Origin of the sequence: Streptomyces sp. NPDC051207 (assembly GCF_040682395.1) — a bacterium.
Classification (GTDB): domain Bacteria; phylum Actinomycetota; class Actinomycetes; order Streptomycetales; family Streptomycetaceae; genus Streptomyces.
The window spans coordinates 1-16,023 of the sequence record NZ_JBFBAX010000014.1 but is presented as its reverse complement, the minus strand read 5'-3'; the positions used below and the strand labels follow the sequence as shown (position 1 = coordinate 16,023).

The 16,023-nt window shown below is 70.2% G+C and carries 14 protein-coding genes and 5 pseudogenes; 10 read left to right on the top strand and 9 right to left on the bottom strand.

All coding sequences use genetic code 11. The features are described 5' to 3' along the window. Positions 1-185 precede the first annotated feature (185 nt). Positions 186-1,721, bottom strand: a complete 1,536-nt coding sequence (locus AB0M97_RS16140; RefSeq protein ID WP_365961488.1) for a carboxylesterase family protein — start codon at positions 1,719-1,721, stop codon at positions 186-188. A gap of 878 nt (positions 1,722-2,599) precedes the next feature. Then, a pseudogene (locus tag AB0M97_RS16135) lies at positions 2,600-2,752 on the bottom strand (IS5/IS1182 family transposase); the annotation flags it as partial. Positions 2,753-2,953: 201 nt separating this feature from the next. Between AB0M97_RS16135 and AB0M97_RS16130 the strand changes: the two are divergent. Further along, complete coding sequence (locus AB0M97_RS16130) at positions 2,954-3,205, top strand: hypothetical protein (RefSeq protein ID WP_365961487.1); 252 nt, start codon at positions 2,954-2,956, stop codon at positions 3,203-3,205. A gap of 81 nt (positions 3,206-3,286) precedes the next feature. Continuing rightward, positions 3,287-4,057 (top strand): annotated as a pseudogene (locus AB0M97_RS16125) (alpha/beta hydrolase); the annotation flags it as partial. Between the two features lie 81 nt (positions 4,058-4,138). Here the strand turns inward: AB0M97_RS16125 and AB0M97_RS16120 are convergent. After that, positions 4,139-4,369: pseudogene (locus AB0M97_RS16120) on the bottom strand (IS630 family transposase); the annotation flags it as partial. A 46-nt stretch (positions 4,370-4,415) separates the two neighbouring features. Here AB0M97_RS16120 and AB0M97_RS16115 point away from each other — a divergent pair. Further along, positions 4,416-4,571: pseudogene (locus tag AB0M97_RS16115) on the top strand (M1 family aminopeptidase); the annotation flags it as partial. A gap of 155 nt (positions 4,572-4,726) precedes the next feature. Here the strand turns inward: AB0M97_RS16115 and AB0M97_RS16110 are convergent. Beyond that, on the bottom strand, positions 4,727-5,620 hold the full coding sequence (locus AB0M97_RS16110) for an NAD(P)-dependent oxidoreductase (RefSeq protein WP_365961486.1): 894 nt from the start codon (positions 5,618-5,620) through the stop codon (positions 4,727-4,729). Positions 5,621-5,760: 140 nt separating this feature from the next. On the opposite strand from AB0M97_RS16110, the gene AB0M97_RS16105 reads away from it, so the two are divergent. After that, positions 5,761-6,357, top strand: coding sequence for a TetR/AcrR family transcriptional regulator (locus AB0M97_RS16105; RefSeq protein WP_365961485.1), 597 nt, complete (start codon positions 5,761-5,763; stop codon positions 6,355-6,357). A gap of 39 nt (positions 6,358-6,396) precedes the next feature. Here AB0M97_RS16105 and AB0M97_RS16100 read toward each other — a convergent pair. Continuing rightward, a pseudogene (locus tag AB0M97_RS16100) lies at positions 6,397-6,699 on the bottom strand (SpoIIE family protein phosphatase); the annotation flags it as partial. Positions 6,700-7,010: 311 nt separating this feature from the next. Here AB0M97_RS16100 and AB0M97_RS16095 point away from each other — a divergent pair. From AB0M97_RS16095 to AB0M97_RS16075, 5 genes are all read left to right on the top strand, one after another. Beyond that, complete coding sequence (locus tag AB0M97_RS16095) at positions 7,011-8,231, top strand: PP2C family protein-serine/threonine phosphatase (protein WP_365961484.1); 1,221 nt, start codon at positions 7,011-7,013, stop codon at positions 8,229-8,231. Positions 8,232-8,259: 28 nt separating this feature from the next. Then, positions 8,260-8,646, top strand: a complete 387-nt coding sequence (locus AB0M97_RS16090; protein WP_365961483.1) for an STAS domain-containing protein — start codon at positions 8,260-8,262, stop codon at positions 8,644-8,646. Between the two features lie 576 nt (positions 8,647-9,222). Further along, a complete protein-coding gene (locus tag AB0M97_RS16085) occupies positions 9,223-10,422 on the top strand; it encodes a hypothetical protein (RefSeq protein WP_365961482.1) in 1,200 nt (399 codons plus the stop codon). Next, positions 10,419-11,843: a substrate-binding domain-containing protein gene (locus AB0M97_RS16080; RefSeq protein WP_365961481.1), complete on the top strand. Its 1,425-nt coding sequence runs from the start codon at positions 10,419-10,421 to the stop codon at positions 11,841-11,843. Before AB0M97_RS16085 ends, AB0M97_RS16080 begins: the two co-directional genes overlap by 4 nt. Beyond that, on the top strand, positions 11,830-12,579 hold the full coding sequence (locus tag AB0M97_RS16075; RefSeq protein WP_365961480.1) for a hypothetical protein: 750 nt from the start codon (positions 11,830-11,832) through the stop codon (positions 12,577-12,579). The genes AB0M97_RS16080 and AB0M97_RS16075 overlap by 14 nt, the downstream gene beginning before the upstream one ends. A gap of 78 nt (positions 12,580-12,657) precedes the next feature. On the opposite strand, the gene AB0M97_RS16070 is transcribed toward AB0M97_RS16075, so the two are convergent. The 3 genes from AB0M97_RS16070 to AB0M97_RS16060 all read right to left on the bottom strand — a co-directional run bounded on the left by AB0M97_RS16070 (position 12,658) and on the right by AB0M97_RS16060 (position 14,142). After that, positions 12,658-13,467, bottom strand: a complete 810-nt coding sequence (locus tag AB0M97_RS16070; RefSeq protein WP_365961479.1) for a hypothetical protein — start codon at positions 13,465-13,467, stop codon at positions 12,658-12,660. A 35-nt stretch (positions 13,468-13,502) separates the two neighbouring features. After that, a complete protein-coding gene (locus AB0M97_RS16065) occupies positions 13,503-13,676 on the bottom strand; it encodes a hypothetical protein (protein WP_365961478.1) in 174 nt (57 codons plus the stop codon). Between the two features lie 76 nt (positions 13,677-13,752). Then, the gene (locus tag AB0M97_RS16060; protein ID WP_365961477.1) at positions 13,753-14,142 is read right to left on the bottom strand and encodes a hypothetical protein; all 390 of its coding nucleotides are present in this window, start codon (positions 14,140-14,142) and stop codon (positions 13,753-13,755) included. 161 nt (positions 14,143-14,303) lie between these two features. Between AB0M97_RS16060 and AB0M97_RS16055 the strand changes: the two genes are divergently transcribed. Then, positions 14,304-14,879 (top strand): hypothetical protein, encoded by a 576-nt coding sequence (locus AB0M97_RS16055; RefSeq protein WP_365961476.1) that lies wholly within the window; start codon positions 14,304-14,306, stop codon positions 14,877-14,879. 35 nt (positions 14,880-14,914) lie between these two features. On the opposite strand, the gene AB0M97_RS16050 is transcribed toward AB0M97_RS16055, so the two are convergent. After that, positions 14,915-15,811: a hypothetical protein gene (locus AB0M97_RS16050; protein WP_365961475.1), complete on the bottom strand. Its 897-nt coding sequence runs from the start codon at positions 15,809-15,811 to the stop codon at positions 14,915-14,917. Positions 15,812-16,023 lie beyond the last annotated feature (212 nt).

Below are 16,023 nucleotides of genomic sequence, written 5' to 3'. Positions count from 1 at the left end.
CGTGGCCGGAGAGCGGGAGGATCGTCCCTTGCGGACGGCGGGGGACAGCGGGGCAAGGAGAGTCGGCTCGCCCGGCGCCTCCGCGGGGGCCTTCCCGGAAGGGGAGGGCGGGGAGACATCGAAGACGTGGAGGACATGGAGAACGTGGACGACATGGAGAAGGGGACGACTCCTGGTGTGGGTACTCACGGGGACTCGTACAGGCGGGTCATGCGCAACGGGCCGCCCAGCGCGGAAGCGGGCACCGACGCCGTACCCGCGAGGTCTTCGGGGCATTGCCGGTCCGTCGGAATCCCGGAGTCGCCGGTGGACGCGAAGCGAACCCATGCCGTGTGCATCTCTCGCGCCAGTTCGCGGGGGACGGGGCCGGGGCCCAGCAGGTTGTGCGGGCCGTGCAGTGACGGCAGGTCCAGACGGTCGAAGACGAACGGCAGGTCCAGCGTGTGGCAGGCGCCGAGCGTGTCCCCGAAGGCGCCCGAGCGCCATCCGAACTCGTAGCGGAAGGTACGGGCGCCCGATGGCCCCGAGGCCGTGGCATGGGCACGGGCGAGGCTGCGGCTGCCGTTGCCGAAGAGGTGATCGCCCATGATCGCCGTGCGCAGGTCCGCGGGTGTGGTGCCGGGGCGCTCCTCGCGGTACGCGGCCAGCAGCCGGTCGGGACCGGAGGGGGAGACGCGGGAAGCCAGCGCGAGCAGGTCGTCCTCCGTGGTGGCTCCGAGCGCACCGGAAGGCGCCAGGTACAGGGCGGCTTCCTCCGTCGTGTTCCCGATGAGCAGGTCCACGCCCGCGCCGGCGCCGGCGGCCACCGCGTCGGAGGGCTGGCGTTCCAGCGTCGCCGGGTCCAGCACGGGCGCGAAGGGGGTCAGGCCCAGCAGCGGGTCCGGCTGCCCGTCGGCGGTGGTCAGGTCGAGTCCGGCGACGCGGGTGACGCCCTCGACCAGACGTTCGTCCGTGATCCCGGCGAAGGCCGCGGCCTCGGCGGGCACGCCCAGTTCGGCGGCGAGGGCCCGGGTGATGCGCTGGGCCTGTTCGGCGGTGAACGAGCCCTCCCCGGTGCCGCTCTGGACGACGGCACGGCGGAACAGGCCCTTGGCGGCCGGGGCCGCGAGCAGGGACGCCGTGATCGTCGCGCCGGCCGACTGGCCGTAGAGGGTCACGTTGTCCGGGTCGCCGCCGAGCGAGGCGATGTTCTCCTGGATCCAGGAGAGGGCCGCGATCACATCGAGCATGCCCCGGTTGGCCGGTGCGTCCGGCAGCAGGAGCCAACCGGGGGCGCCGAGGCGGTAGTTGCAGGTCACCAGGACGACGCCGTCGCGGGCGAACGCGGTCCCGTCGTACATCGGAGCGTCACCGGTCCCGGTGGTGAAGCCGCCGCCGTGCAGGAAGAGCATCACCGGCAGGCCGCGTGCTCCGGGGTCGGGTGTCCACACGCTGACGGTCAGATACTCGTCGCCGTGCCGCCGACCGGGGCCGGACAGGGCGGACAGGTCGATACCGCGGACGCGGCTGCCGGGCGGCGGTGCGGGCGCGGTGGGGCCAAGGACACTCGCGTCCCGCACGCCTTCCCACCGTGCGGGCGGCGCGGGTGCCTCGAAACGAGCAGCCCCGGTGAGCGGTGCCGCGTAGGGGATGCCGCGGAAGACGTGGACGCCGCCGCGCCGGACGCCTCGAAGGGTGCCCGCGGAGACGGTGACGGTGGTGGCCGGTGAGTGTGGGGACATGGGTTCCTTGCCCGGAACGGGTGGTTGCTGGAGAAAGGACGGAACGGACAGACGTGGTGCCGGGACGGGCTCAGCCTCGCCGAAGGGCGCCCCTGCCTTGATGGCTGATCAGGAGCCCAGGCGCTGCATACGGGGCGCCGACGAACACGGCGCTCTCGCCGCCGGACCGCGCCCCATCTGCTCGTGCGCCTCCACCACGGTCTCCGACGCCGGAGCGGCGGGCGCCCCAGCACGCGACGACACGGGTGATCCTGGCATCGTCCAGCCGGACGGAGTAGCACGAAGACATGCGAGAGCGCTCCCGGATCGGTGAGGACGGTCGCGGACACTGCCTGCACATGGGCAGACACGCGGCGTCCTCCCTCCTCCACGCTAGGCGCCGACCGGAAGACTCCCTATGTGTCAGAAACTCACCTCTATACGCCCGCGTCTTCTGTCGCACGAGCCGCACGGACATGCCCTCCGGCCCGCCCGCGAGTGGGTTCCGCGGGCGGAGGCGGGAAACCGGTCCTCACCAGGTGACTCACGGGCGACGTCTGCCACGATCACACCCAGGAGGAACCCGGCGGGGGTCCGCTCCCAGGACCGGTACGGGCAGCCACCGGTGCGTGGACAGGGGGCCGCTGGCGGACGCCGAACGACGATGGCTCGCGGGCGTAGAGGCCCAGTGCCGCAAGAAGCCGGGAGCCGCGTGCCGCCCGCGGGCTGGCGTTCCGGCAGTGCTGCAGGAGTGACATCAAGTGACATCACATGAAGGCTGCGCAGCCCTTCCATGCGGTTGACCACGGGTGCCGAGGCATGTACCGCCTACGACGGCTCCTTCCTCGACGGCTACAACACCAGCAGGCGCGAGGTTCAGGCCGCCACCGGGCGCAGCCGTCTTCCAAGGGCAGGCTCCAGGGCCGACCCTTGCGGAGCGGGTCGGCGCCTTTACGTCGCAGCGCGGTGACCAGCTTGCTGAACTGACGCGAACTCAGCCCGGTGAACGGGACTGTCCAGGAGGGCTCTGACGCCGTGATCACACCAGCCATGCGGCAGATCATTTCCGTTGCCGACATCTCTCCCTGCGACTGATCCTGGGCGCCAGGCACGTAAGGAGGACAGGATGGGGCTCATGCTCTTCCCCGGAGACGGCGACGTGGCCAGCCCTGACGTCTCCTGGTCCTACACCGGCTTCCACATGTTCAGGGAGTGGCTGGCCAGCGCAGAGGGGTTCGCCCTTGCTGAGATGCATGGGTTCGGTGGAGACCGTGCGTGGAGCAGTCTCCATCACGCTGGCACCGCTGCTTGACCATCCAGACGATGTCGGCTCTCTCACGACCGCTCAATGCGCAGCCATGCTGCCCAGACTGGAGGCGATCATCGATCAGCACCACCATGAGGACAGCGATCCCGTTCTCCAACGACGCGTCGACGACACCCGCCAACTGGTCACCGTCATGAAGTACTGCTTGGACAGGGGCGTTGAACTCCTCTTCGGCTGACCGCCGCAGGCATTCTCCTGTCGGAATCCCCCAGTTACGGGACAGCCCTTAGTGCTGTGACCGGCATGGTTCGCCGGGCTGATGGGTGGGGAAGTGGCGGTGCTGATCGGGAGGTGTTTCGAGCAGCCGCTGCGTAGGGTGTGCCGGATGACGCTCGCTCATGGTGTGGCCGGAGACGGTCCGGTGCTGGTGCTGTTGCATTCCGGGGTGGGTGACCGGCGGATGTGGGATGCCCAGTGGCCGGCTTTGATGGACGCCGGTTACCGGCTGGTGCGCTGTGATCTTCGGGGCTTCGGTGAGACTCCGGCGCCTGACCGGCCTCACAGCGACGCCGAGGATGTGCTGGCTTTCCTGAACGGTCTGGGCATCGCGCAGGCGGCACTGGTGGGGTCCTCGTACGGCGGGCAGGTCGCCTTGGAGATCGCCGCGCGCTGGCCGGATCGGGTGAGCGCCATGGGGTTGATCTGTTCCGCCCTGCCCGGTCATGAACCTTCTGCCGAACTGAGTGCGCTCGAAGAGCGCGAGGAAGCGCTGATCAGGGCGGGGGACATCGTCGGCGCGACGGAACTGATGGTCGAGACCTGGCTCGGCCCGGACGCCGACGAGACCGCCCGCGAGGCGGTACGCCAGATGCAGCGGCACGCCTTCGAGCTGCAGCTGGCCGCCGCTGAGGAGTTCGAGCCGGTCGAGGCCGTGGTTGATCTGGCGGCAATCCTTGCGCCCTGCCTTGTCCTGTCGGGCGCGCATGATGTGGCGGACTTCCGACAGATCGCTGCCCGACTGCGCCATCTGCTCGCGAACGCCGATCACGTCGAACTGCCATGGGCAGGTCACCTTCCCGGCCTGGAGCGGCCATCGGCCGTTACCGGTCTGCTGATCGGCTTTCTCAAGGGGAGAGTTCCTGTCGGTTGTGCCTGCTCGCGGCCCGTCCTGTCATGCGGCGTTGAGGAGGGGGCGTCCGCCCTGGCGGATGCCTTTCTCGCCGCGGATGCGGGCACGCTCCTTGCGCTGGGCGGCCAGCACGTCGGGAGGGCGGGTGCTGGCGTTGCGCCAGCGCACGCAGGCGTGCAGTGCACGGGTCTGGACGGTGTGGTTCGGATGGTTGGAGTCGGCCAGGGTGAACTGCCGCAGCGGACCGAAGTGCGCCTCGGTCGGGTTGGCCCAGGGGCGTTGGTCGGGGTGAAGCAGGACGAATGGCACGGGGCTTGGACGGCCGGTGGCCCACGAGCTGGCGCACCAGCGGTTCGGCAACAGCGTGACCATCGCGGACCGACGGCACGCCTGACTGAACGACCGGTCCGCCAAGTACGCGGAGTGGCTGTGGTCGCAGCGCTCGGGCGGGCACGCGACACAGCAACTCACCGCCCGTGGATCCACGCCCGCAGCAGGTCGTCCGGACGACACTCCCGCCGCCGCCCGGGCCGGGGCCCCCTGACCGGGCGGACGAACGTCCCCGTCACCCGGGCGGCGCGGTGACCACGGCGATTTCACCGGGCGGCTGCCCCGGATCCTGCGACCCGTCTACGGGCGCGGCGTGACGGGGACCGAGGCCGTCCGGGCCTCCAGGGCATGCAGGACCGCCACCATGTCCTCGGCGCCGTGACCCTGCGCGACCGTTTCCTCGTAGAGGGTGTGGCACACGTCGAGGAGCGGGGACGCCAGGTCCGCCGCGCGGGCGGCCTCGGCGATCAGGCGGTTGTTCTTGAGGACGTCCGCGGCGGCCGCCTGGACAGTGAAGTCGCGCTCCAGCAGCTTCGGCGCCTTGACCCGGGAGACGGCACTGGACATCGGCCCGGCGTCCAGGACGTCCCGCAGGAGCCGCTGGTCGACCCCGTGCCGGCCCGCGAAGTGGAACGCCTCGGCGAGCCCCGCCACCAGGGTGATCAGGAACAGGTTCACCGAGAACTTCATCAGCAGCGCGCCCGGGACCGCCCCGCACCCGAACGTCTCCCGGCACACCGGGGCGAGCAGGGGCCGTACGGCCGCCACGGCGTCGTCGTCACCCGCCAGCATCCCCACCAGTTCGCCCCGCTCCGCGGGGACACGCGACCCCGACACCGGGGCCTCGACGTACCGCCCGCCCGCGGCGCGGACGTCGTCCTGGAGACCGCACGAGTACGCCGCCGAGGTCGTGCCCATGTGGACGAGCATGCGACCGGCGACGCGCGCGGCGAAGTCCGGGCCGCCCCGCCCCAGCACCGCGTCGACGGCGGCCTCGTCGGCCAGCATGAGGAACACCGTGCCGGACCGCTCCAGGACCTCGGCCGCGCTCGCGGCGACCTCGGCGCCGGCGGCCCGCACCGGTGCGCACCGGTCCGCGGTGCGGTTCCACACCACGAGACGCGTCCCCGCACGGGCGAGGTTGAGCGCCATGGGCTGCCCCATGACCCCCAAACCGATGAAACCGACGTCCACGATGCACCGCCTCCTCCGGCCCGCGCGCGGGCCGAGCCGCCCCTGCCGCCCTCCGCTATGACAGCGGTCATAGTAGCCGCAGTATGACGCCGGTCATAGGGTGGCGTCGAAGCGGACGGACACGGCGGCGGAGGTCGACAATGGCGGTGCCCGAGCGGGGGCCGCGCGAGCGGATGGTGTTCAGCGCGGCCCAGCTGATCCGGCGCGAGGGAGTCGCCTCCACGGGCATGCGCGAGGTCGCCGCCGAGGCCGCCGCGCCGCGCGGATCGCTCCAGCACTACTTCCCCGGCGGCAAGACCCAGCTGGTCGACGAGGCCGTCGGCTGGGCGGGCCGCTACGCGGCGGGCCGTGTCGCGCGGTACCTGGCCGCGCTGCCGGAGCCGACCCCGAGCGGGCTGTTCGCCGCGATGGTGCGGCAGTGGACCGACGAGTACGAGGCCGCCGGCTTCGCCGGTGGCTGCCCGGTGGCGGCCGCCACCGTGGACTGCGCCGAGTCGGCCCCCTCGACCCGGGAGGCTGCCTCCGCCGCGTTCGCCGCCTGGACGGCGGCGGTCGTCCGGGCCCTGGTAGAGACGGGCGTGCCCGAGGAACGGGCGGGGGAGCTCGCCACACTCATGATCAGCTCCTTGGAGGGGGCGATCCTCCTCGCCCGGGCCGAACGGAACGTCCGTCCCCTGACGACCGTGGCCCGCGCACTCGGGCCGCTGCTCGACGCGGCGGTGCGCACCGACGGCTGACCGGCCGCGGCGCGTCCCGTCTCCACCCGGCGGTCGTCCCACCCGGATGCCCACGATGCACGTGTCGTCGTCCGTGTCCGACTCGCTGTAGGTCAGCAGGCGGTCCAGCCGCTGGTCGAGGGTGGTGAGGGCCGTGCGCGCGGTGGTCGGCAGATGGGTCAGCGACTCCTCCACGGGCCGGTCACGGAGTTCGATCAGGCCGTCCGTTCACATCAACAGCGCGTCTCCGGCGCCGAGCCCCCTCTCCTTCTCTTCATCCACGGCGTCGGGGACGGCACTCTCCTCGTACACGGCCTCGGGGACGGCACCGAACAGCATGCCTTCGCCCAGCGGCAGCGGAGCCGGGCAGCAAGCGACGCCGATGGCAGCTGGCTTGTTCCCGACCGCCGCAGCGCCGTCCGCTCCCGGCCCGCCCGCCCTGCCGCAGCCGCGGTGATCACGATGGGCCCGGCCCCCTTGGGCCCTGGCGGCGGGCCGGCGACGTCGGAGGTCCGGCCGCTACCGCGCAGTCTGTACTGCCTGGGAACGGGTACTCCGGTACCCGTGCGGTGCCTGAGGACCGGTATCACCTGAGCGGCCATGAAGGAGTCCCGACGTGGCACATCTGCCCATGGCGTGCACCACCGTGTCTGCCCGGCGAAGGGACCACGGGGGTGACTGAGAGCAGCGCGTCGCTGGTGCGGCTGATGCAGGCCAGCCATACGGCCACGCTCGAGCAGCTCCCGGGGATGATCGCCGAGCACGCCGCCGCGGCGGGCATGCGTGACGTGGCGGTCTTCGTGGCGGACGTCCGCGACACCGTGCTGCGCCAGCTCACCGGCAAGGGAACGGGCGCCGGGGAAGGCGGGGAGGAATTCACCGTGTCGGGCAGTCTGCCCGGCCAGGCCTTTCAGCGCGTGGAACTGCTTGCCGAATCCGCACAGGACGGGGCGGGTGAACGTGCGGACGGGCGGCGATGGTGGGTGGTGATCACCGACGGCGTGGAGCGGCTGGGTGTGCTGCGGGCCGACACCGACACCGACGATCAACCCGTCCGGCAGGCCTTGCGCGATCTGGCGTCCATGACGGCCCTGCTGCTGTTGAGCAAGCGTTCCTTCAGCGACTCCCACGCGCGCCTGGTGCGCACCGAGCCGATGAACGTGGCCGCGGAGATGCAGTGGAACCTCACCCCGCCGCCCGCCTACGCCGGGCACGGCGCCACCGTCGGAGCGGTGATGGAGCCCGCCTACCAGGTCGGCGGAGACGCCTTCGACTACGCGGTGGCCGGCAGCACCCTCCACCTGGGCGTCTTCGACGCCATGGGGCACGACACCACCGCCGGCATCACCGCCAATGTCGCCGTGGCCGCCTGCCGCAACGCCCGCCGCCAGGGCGCCTCGCTGACCGAGACCAGCCACCAGGTGGAACACACCCTGATCGAGCAGTTCAGCACCAGCCGCTACGCCACCGGCATCCTGGCCGATCTGGACATGGAGAGCGGCAGGCTGACGTGGATCAACCGCGGCCACCACCTGCCGATCCTGATCCGCGGCAACCGCTGGACCACCGAACTGTCCTGCCCCCCGGCCGGCCCCATGGGCGCCGACCTCGGCCTGCCGGTCACCGAGGCCACCGAACAGCTCGAACCCGGCGACCGCCTGCTGCTGTACACCGACGGCGTCATCGAGGCCCGCGACGCCGACGGGAAAGAGTTCGGCCGGGACCGCTTCGTCGACTTCATCCGCCGTCACCACTCCGGCCGGCACACCCTGCACGAGACCCTGCGCCGGTTGATGGCCGCCGTCATGGAACACCACGACGACAAGCTGGACGACGACGCCACCGTCCTGCTCACCGAATGGCGCGGCGGCCACCAACAGGAGCTGACCCCGTGACCCCCGACCCACGTCGAAAGGAACGCTGATGAGCGCCGACCGGCGGCCCGCCTCCTCCGACCGGCAGGACACCTTGCAGGTGCACGCCCGCTCCCTGGACGCCGACCGCTCCCTCGTAACGGCCGTCGGTGCCCTGGACCTGCAAACCGCTCCACAACTGGCCGGCACCCTGCAGCCACTGCTGCTCACCGCCGGCCACACGGTGCTGGTGGACCTGTCCGGTGTCGTATTCCTGGACTCCACCGGGCTCACCTGCCTGATCGCGGCCTACCGAACGACCAGGAACACCGGCGCCCGCCTGGCGCTCATCGCACCCAGCGAACGTGTACGCCACATGCTGGCACTGACCGGCACGGACCAGGTCCTGTCCAGCTACCCCACCCTGGACTCCGTCCCCGACGGACCGGCTTGGTGATCGCCCGATATCGGTGCCCGGGGGCCCGACCGCGGCCGCGGAGCTGGAAGCCGTCGTCGGAAACAATGACGACGGTCTGGCAGAGTCCTGGCGGGCGGTACAGGCGAGCGCCCGCCGCCGGCCTCCACCATCAGGCCGCTCTCGCCGACGACCACCCGCCACCGCCAAGCTGATCGCAGCTCGATCCCGGGCGCGATCCACGCCTTCACCGCGCGACGACCACCATGCTCTGACTCTGCTGCACGCAATCAGGTAGGCGAGCACGGCCGCCACCCGCCCCGTTCCCCAATCGCCGCCCCCGGTCAGGTAGTTGGCCCCGATCTTCCTCGTGGCAGTGACCTCGGTGGCGGTGACCGCGCAACGTGATCTGATGGGCGTCGGCTCCCCTCGGTTTCCCGCTCCACCGGCCTTCACCGCGCGCTTTCCGCTACATTTGACCGACGTTCCGGGCAGGGGCTTTCGGGCGTACCGCCATCACCGACGATCCTGGCCCGGCCACACGGGAGAACGCAGGTGTCACGGGGGAGGACGCAGGTGCCCGCCAACAGCCGCGCCACCGAAGAGCCGCGATTAACCGTGACCAGGCCCCCGCGTCGCCACCTGCGCAGAGCGCTGGCAGCGGCGCTGCCCGTCCCGGTCATCGGGCTGGTCCTGCTCGTGGCCTCCGGGAACCTGCTGCTGCCGGTGCGGACGGTGGTCACCATTGAGGCCAAGATGGCCTCCAAGAGGGACTTTTTCCAGGACCCCGAGGTTGAGCGGCTGCTCATGAAGCACGGCTTTCGCGTGCACATCACGAGCATGGGCTCGCGCGAGATCGCCAAGCAGGACTACGACGGATACGACGTCGTCTTCCCCTCCGGCCAGCCGGCCGCCGACCTGATCAGCCGGGAGCGCGCCCGGGCGAACCGTCCGGTGCTGCTGTACCGCCCGTTCGTCAGCCCCATCGTGCTCGCCACCTACCGGGACTACGCCGAGGTGCTCGCGGCGGAAGGCGTCGCGAAGCGCCTGCCGGGCTCGGGCGCCCCGCCGAAGTACTACACCCTCGACATGCGGAAGTTCCTCGACCTCGCGCGCGGCAAGAGGAAGGGCGTCCAGCGTGATCCAGAGGACGGCTACCGCTGGGACGAGATCGACGACAAGAACCACGTCAGCAATGGCAACAAGATCCTCGCCCAGACCTCGGACATCTGCGAGGCCAACTCCGCCGGCACCTACCTCGGGCTCGTGGCCTTCGTCGAGCACGGGAAGGACGCACCGGACAGCGAGGCCGAGGCCGAGCAACTCGCCCGCAAGATCAAGCCGCTCCTCGTCGAACAAGGCCTGCCGTCCTCCGAACGGGCCGACACGTATCTGTCCCCCGACGGGCCGGGCATCGCCCCGATCTCGGTGATCTACGAGCACCAGTTCCTCGCCCACCAGCTACGGCACAAGGCACAAAAGGGCGAGACCGACAACGAGCGCGTCCTGCTCTACCCGTCCACGCGCTTCGTCACCGAACCCCAACTCGTCGCGCTGACCGACGACGGCGCGCGGCTCGGCGCACTGGTCAGCGAAGACCCCGAACTCCAGCACCGCGCCATGGAGCTGGGCTTCCGGGTCCGCGGCGCCGGCAGCGGTGTGAGCAGCGACGAGCTCACCCGGTTCCTCACCGAGCGGCAGATCCCGGTGCCCACCACCTCCTCCGACGACACCCGCGCGGTCCTGCCCAACCTGCTCCTGCTGGAGAAGATGATCGAAATCGTCGGCGACTGCCCGGACCGGACGGGCAGCCCGTGAGGCGCGGCGCGGGCCTGCTGGCGCTCTGCCTGGCGCTCGTCGCCACCTTCCTCACCGCCTGCTCGGGCGACGCGGGCGACGACACGGTCCGGCTGCGCGTCCTCACCAGCCCCGACCTCGCCGTATTGAGCCCGCTGCTGGGCGAGTTGAAGGACGAGACCGGCGTCGACCTGCGCCTGAGCCACCGGACCGACGCCGAGACGAAGACCCCGGACCGCGACCGGTACGACCTCGCGTGGCTGTCCTCCGACCGCTACCTGCGACTCACCGACAGAAACGTGATCCGAGGACTGCAGCGCACGGCCACCATGACGTCCCCCGTCGTCATCGGCCTGAAGCCGGATGTGGCACGCGAGCTTCGCGCCCGAATGCCCGGCTCCCGGCTCACCTGGGCCCACATCGCCGACGCTGCCGCCACCGGCACCGTCCGCTTCGGCATGGCCGACCCCCGGCACGCCGGCAGCGGGCTCGCCGCCCTCGTCGGCGTCGCCACCGCCGCGGCCGGCACCGGAGCCGCGCTGCGCCCCGAGGACGTCTCGTGCGACCGGCTGCGCGGCTTCCGCTCCGGCCAGGCCCTCACCGCCGACACCGGCCCCGCCCTCGTCGACACCTACGTCGACCACCAGGACGAGGCCAACGCCCTCATCACCTACGAGTCCGATCTGCTCGCCCTCAACGCCTCCGGCCGCCTCGACAACCGCCTGGAGGTCGTCCGCCCCGAGGACGGCATGGTCCTGGCGGACTTCCCGCTGCTCCTGCTGAACCCGGTCCACCGCGCCGCGTACGACAAGGTCACGCAGTGGCTGCGGCGCGACTCGGTGCAGCGGCAGATCATGCGACACACCCTGCGCCGCCCGGTGAATACGACGGTCACCCGGGACGCGCGGCTGCGCGAACCGATCGGCAACGCGCTGTTCTACCCCGACCAACCGGCCGTCGTCGAAACGCTGCTGGCGCAATACGGCGACCCCGACCGCCGCACCACGAGCCAGGTGGTCTTCCTGCTCGACTTCTCCGCCTCGATGCGCGGCGCCCGAACGGCCGCCCTGCGCGAGGCCTTCGCCGGACTCAGCGGCGCGGACCCCTCCGCCTCCGGCAAGATCACCCGCTTCAACCGCGCCCCCGACCACGGCCACCGCACCGCCGCCTTTGAACCGGCCGCTGACCCCAACCCCTCCGTCCCTCTGCTCCTGATGACGGACGGCGAGAACAACGCCGACCTGTCCTACGCCGAGTTCGTACGCCGCCACAAGGCACTGCCCGCCGCCGTGGGCGCCGCCATCCCCACCTACCCCGTCCACTTCGGCCAGGCCGACGCAGGAGAACTGCGGCGCGCGGCGGCGAGGACGGGCGGACGGATGGTGAATGCCGCCGGCTCGCCCCTTTCCGAGGCTTTCAAGGAGACCCATGGCTGTCACTGACGCACTGTGGTGGAGCCTTTGGTGGCCGTGGATGACGGTCTGGCTGGTGACGGCCGCCGGCGCGGTGGCGCTCGCGGTGATCCTGATGCGCCATGCCCGGGAGCGGCGCAGGCACCTGCGGCGCTGGCAGTCGGCGTACAGCATCTGCCTGTATCTCGACGAGCAGGCGGTGATGGACCTGTACGAACTCGGCAACTATCGGTCCGCCCTGGAGGAGGCGGTCGAACTGCGGACGAAGGTCGACACGAGCGTCGGCCTCTGGAACCGGCTGCTGACGTGGCTGTTCCGGTTCCGGTTGAAGAGGGACGTCAGCCAGGAGACGTTCCGCAAGTTCGTGCGCAAGGACAAACCGATCAACGTGATCGGCGTGGTCATGGAGGCCTTGGACCGGGCCGACGCCATCGTCCACGCCGACCTGACCACGCTGACGGTCGTCCCGAACCGGAACCTCGCCGACAACCTGGCCGACGGCCGTGCGGTGACCCTGAGCCGCATCGGCGAATTCGTCTCGGTCAAAGGCGTGTTCTCGCGCGTGCCGGACGTGACGGAGGGATTCGTCCTGCGGGCCGAGTACGGCGAGGAACAGCCCCCGGTCTACATGCGCGTCGTAGCCCCTGGGAACGCACGCCGCTCCATCCCGGACGGCACCTTCACGGCCCGCTGCCTCGGCAAGATGACCGGCTGGCGCGAGGAGACCCGCGAGGTGACGCTGGAGGCGATCGCGATCTTCTGGTGACGACCGCCGATCACCGGGAGCCGAACTCGCCGATGCCATCCGCCTTTGAGTACGTCGGACGGCGCTCGAAGCAGACCATCACGGCACATCGAGCATCGCCCTCAACACGAGCACGTACGCAGTCACCAAGCGGAGGGCTGCTAACCCTTCTTCCGGGGCCTCACGGGGCCTCGGGGACCGGCCGCCTTCCTTTTCTGTAGTCCTGGCTGCGGCCAGGGCCCGCTCGGCAGCCCACCGGGGGTATCCGAGACGGGCGTGGACATCGCCGGCTGTCAAATCCGGGTCCTCCCGGAGGAGTCGGCTGACCGCAGCTGTGCGGGCTCGGGCCAGGGCGCGCTGCGCGGTGCTGGGCGCGACGCCGAGTTCGGCGGCTACGCGGGCTGCGGTGATGGACGGCTCGCGTGCCAGGAACTCGGCCGCGCGTACCGGGATGACGGCGCGGGACGTGGTTTCCCTGCTTCCTACGGGCCGGCCGGGGGAGGAGCCGAGGCCGGGGCGGGCGGCGAGCCATCGCAGGATTTCGCCGCGGCGCCAGTGCTCGACACCGGCAACGTGGACGGGGGCGGGCCGCGGCCGCATGCCGGGCAGGTTGGCGTAACGGTCCCACGTACGGGGCGCGACGCCGGCCAGATCGGCGGCCTCGTTGCGGTCCAGCAGATCGTCAGGGCTGTCCTGCGCCGGCAGAGGCGGGATCGGCAGGCCGGCGTCGTAGGCGTCTACCTGCTCGCCGTCCCACGGCTGCACCCGTGCTCGCGGCGAGCTGATGGGCTCGGGATGCCCTGGCCGCTTGTGCATCTTCTGGCTGCTCAACCTATTCGGGGTCTTGCCCGCAGCAGCGGCCAGGTCGGCCAACGTACGGACCAGGTGGGCACGGCCGGCGCGGATCACGATCGAGTCCCTACTGCTCGGGAGAGGCAACGGGATCATCCTGCTGCAGCTTGTACAGCTCGGGAACAGCTCACCGCCACCATCAGCGAATGGAAGTCGTCGCGGTCGATCCACGGGATTTGGGTCAGCTGGCCGTCGGGCAGGCCGACCCAGATCCGGCGGACGCCGTGGGGGTTGTAGTGGATCTCCCACCAGCGCAGGTCAGGCACTGGCGGCCAACCTCAGGGGGTGGACCCTTGAGGGTTGTCCCGCGAACGATCTCCCAGAGCGCGGACACGACCGGCCTCAACTGCGGCGGACCGGACCGACCCCAGCCAGCGCCGTCCCGAGAAGGACGTACGCGGCGAGGGCCATGACCGGTATGTGCCCGCCCGGGAAGTCGATGTCATCGATGTAGTACCCGGAGAGCCCCGCCCAGACCAGCCCGCCGACGAGCACGAGCGCGGCGTTGCCGGTCTCACCCATTATCCGCATGCCTGCCCACAGCAGGAGGGGCATGAGAGTCCAGGCAGCGGTTGTGGTGAGCAGGAACTCGAAGGCGCCGGAGAACATTGTGTGCTCGTCTGTGGCTCTACTGTCGCGGGCCCAGGTGTAACCGACGGACATCAGGGTGTGGCAGGCCGCGGTGGCGGCGGCGACGGTGAGGGCGCCTTTGGCATGTCGTATGTACGGCATGGCGGGAATCCTTGCTCTTCGCGGGCCGGTGGGCCCCAACGCGGGTGCGTTGGGACCCGTCGGTGTGTGCGGACGGTGGCCACAGGGGGCGTATGTCCTTCAGCCACTACAGGTCGCACTCCAAAGCGTCTGGTGTAGAGCCGAGCACCGGAGACTTTCGGGTGGCACGACTTCATCGACGGCGGGGGCGCATCGTTGTCCACCTCAGACCGGCCGGAGGTGACGATACCGCGGGTCGATTCGGGGTCACCGCACATCGCCTTGCCCTGGAAGTCCGGCGCGGAGTTGACGAAGGTGGCTCCGACCGACATCGCGAAGCCTTCATCTCCTGGTTCGGCTTCGGAGCGATATCGTCGTTCAGCCACGGCGCCTCCTCGGTCCCGATCCTCGGTTCCTACACCCGTGATGCACTGGCCGTTCCCGGACAGGAGCGGCGGGTAGCCCACGAGGTAGATCTTGGCCTGCGGCGCACGTTGCTTGTTCTGGTTGAAAACCTTGACGATCCGCGGCTTGACCTCATTGGTGATCCAGCCGGGCATGAAGTCCTTGAGCGGACCCCGCTTCTCGCCCGTGTCCGCGTTCTGTGTCTCGATCTCGGTGTTCTGACGGAGCATCGGTCCAGCTATAAGGACGCATTCCATCAACACGTCCCTGAACAGGGAGTCGTTGCCACCGATGGCGATTGTCACGATATCCGTGTTCTGACGACCGCTTTGATGCAGCGCTTGTGCAGGTGAACGCGGTTGGCGCGGGAGGAGTGCCAGCGAGGCCGTCAGGTGAGCCGGGCGCGCAGCGCGGCGGCGAGCCGGTCGGCGGCGCCTTCGGCATAGCCGAGAAAGAGGAACGGTTCCGTCACTTCGAGTTCCGCCACCCGCATCCGACCCTCGCCACCGTAGAGCAGGTCGACCCGCGCGTACACCAACGGCGCCGGCGCCGGAATCGACGCGATGACCCGCTCCGCAACCGCCCGGCACTCCTCATCCACAGGACAGGCAGTGACCTGCCAGCCGTCGTCGGCAGACTCGGGCATCACGAGTCCGTCGCGCAGGGTCTCCTCAGGAAGGTAGGGGCCGCGGCGTACAGCGTGACTGAACTCGCCGTTGAGATACACCAGCGACAACTCGCCCTCGGTGTCCACCGACTCCAGATAGGGCTGCACCAGCATGGGTCCGCCGCTGACTGCGTAGGCGGACGCCTTGTGCCGGTTCCGGGTGCGCATCGCACCGCTCCCGCCTGCCCCGACCGTGGGCTTGACCACGAGTTCGGTCCAGTCCTGCGGGATGGCCTCAGCCAGGGCGGTGTGGCTGTTGCACAGATGCGGGTCCACCCAGAGCGTGGGCACCACGTCGCAGCCGGCCTGCGCCAGATCACGCAGGTACGTTTTCTCAGAATTCCATTCAAGGATGTCCAGCGGGTTGATGAGTTCACAGCCGGCAGCTGCGCGCCGCATCGAGGCGAGAAATTCGCCGCGGCATTCCGCGTAGTCCCACGTGCTGTGCACGACCGCTGCGCGGAACGATGCCCAGGGCACGTCCGGGTGCTTCCACCGTACCGACCGCCAGGTCAGCCCGGCCTGCTCCAAACTGTGCGCTGTTGCGTCCAGATCGGGGTCGAACCCGTCGGAGGTGACGTAGGCGATGTCGGTCTTGCCGCTTTCGGAAGGTGCCACTAGCAGTCCTCAGTTTTTCTTGCGTGATTGAGCGAGGGGCCATGACGAGTCCTCCGGTGAGAAGGGATCTTTGCCAGTCCTCGACAGGGCCAACACGAGCTTCCTCCCGTCCCGCCGCTTAGAGGCCATTTCAGTTGGTGTGATCTTGCGGCAGTCTGGGGCGATGACTGCTGCGCTTGTCGAGCGGATGGCGCCGGAGGACCTGTGGGAGC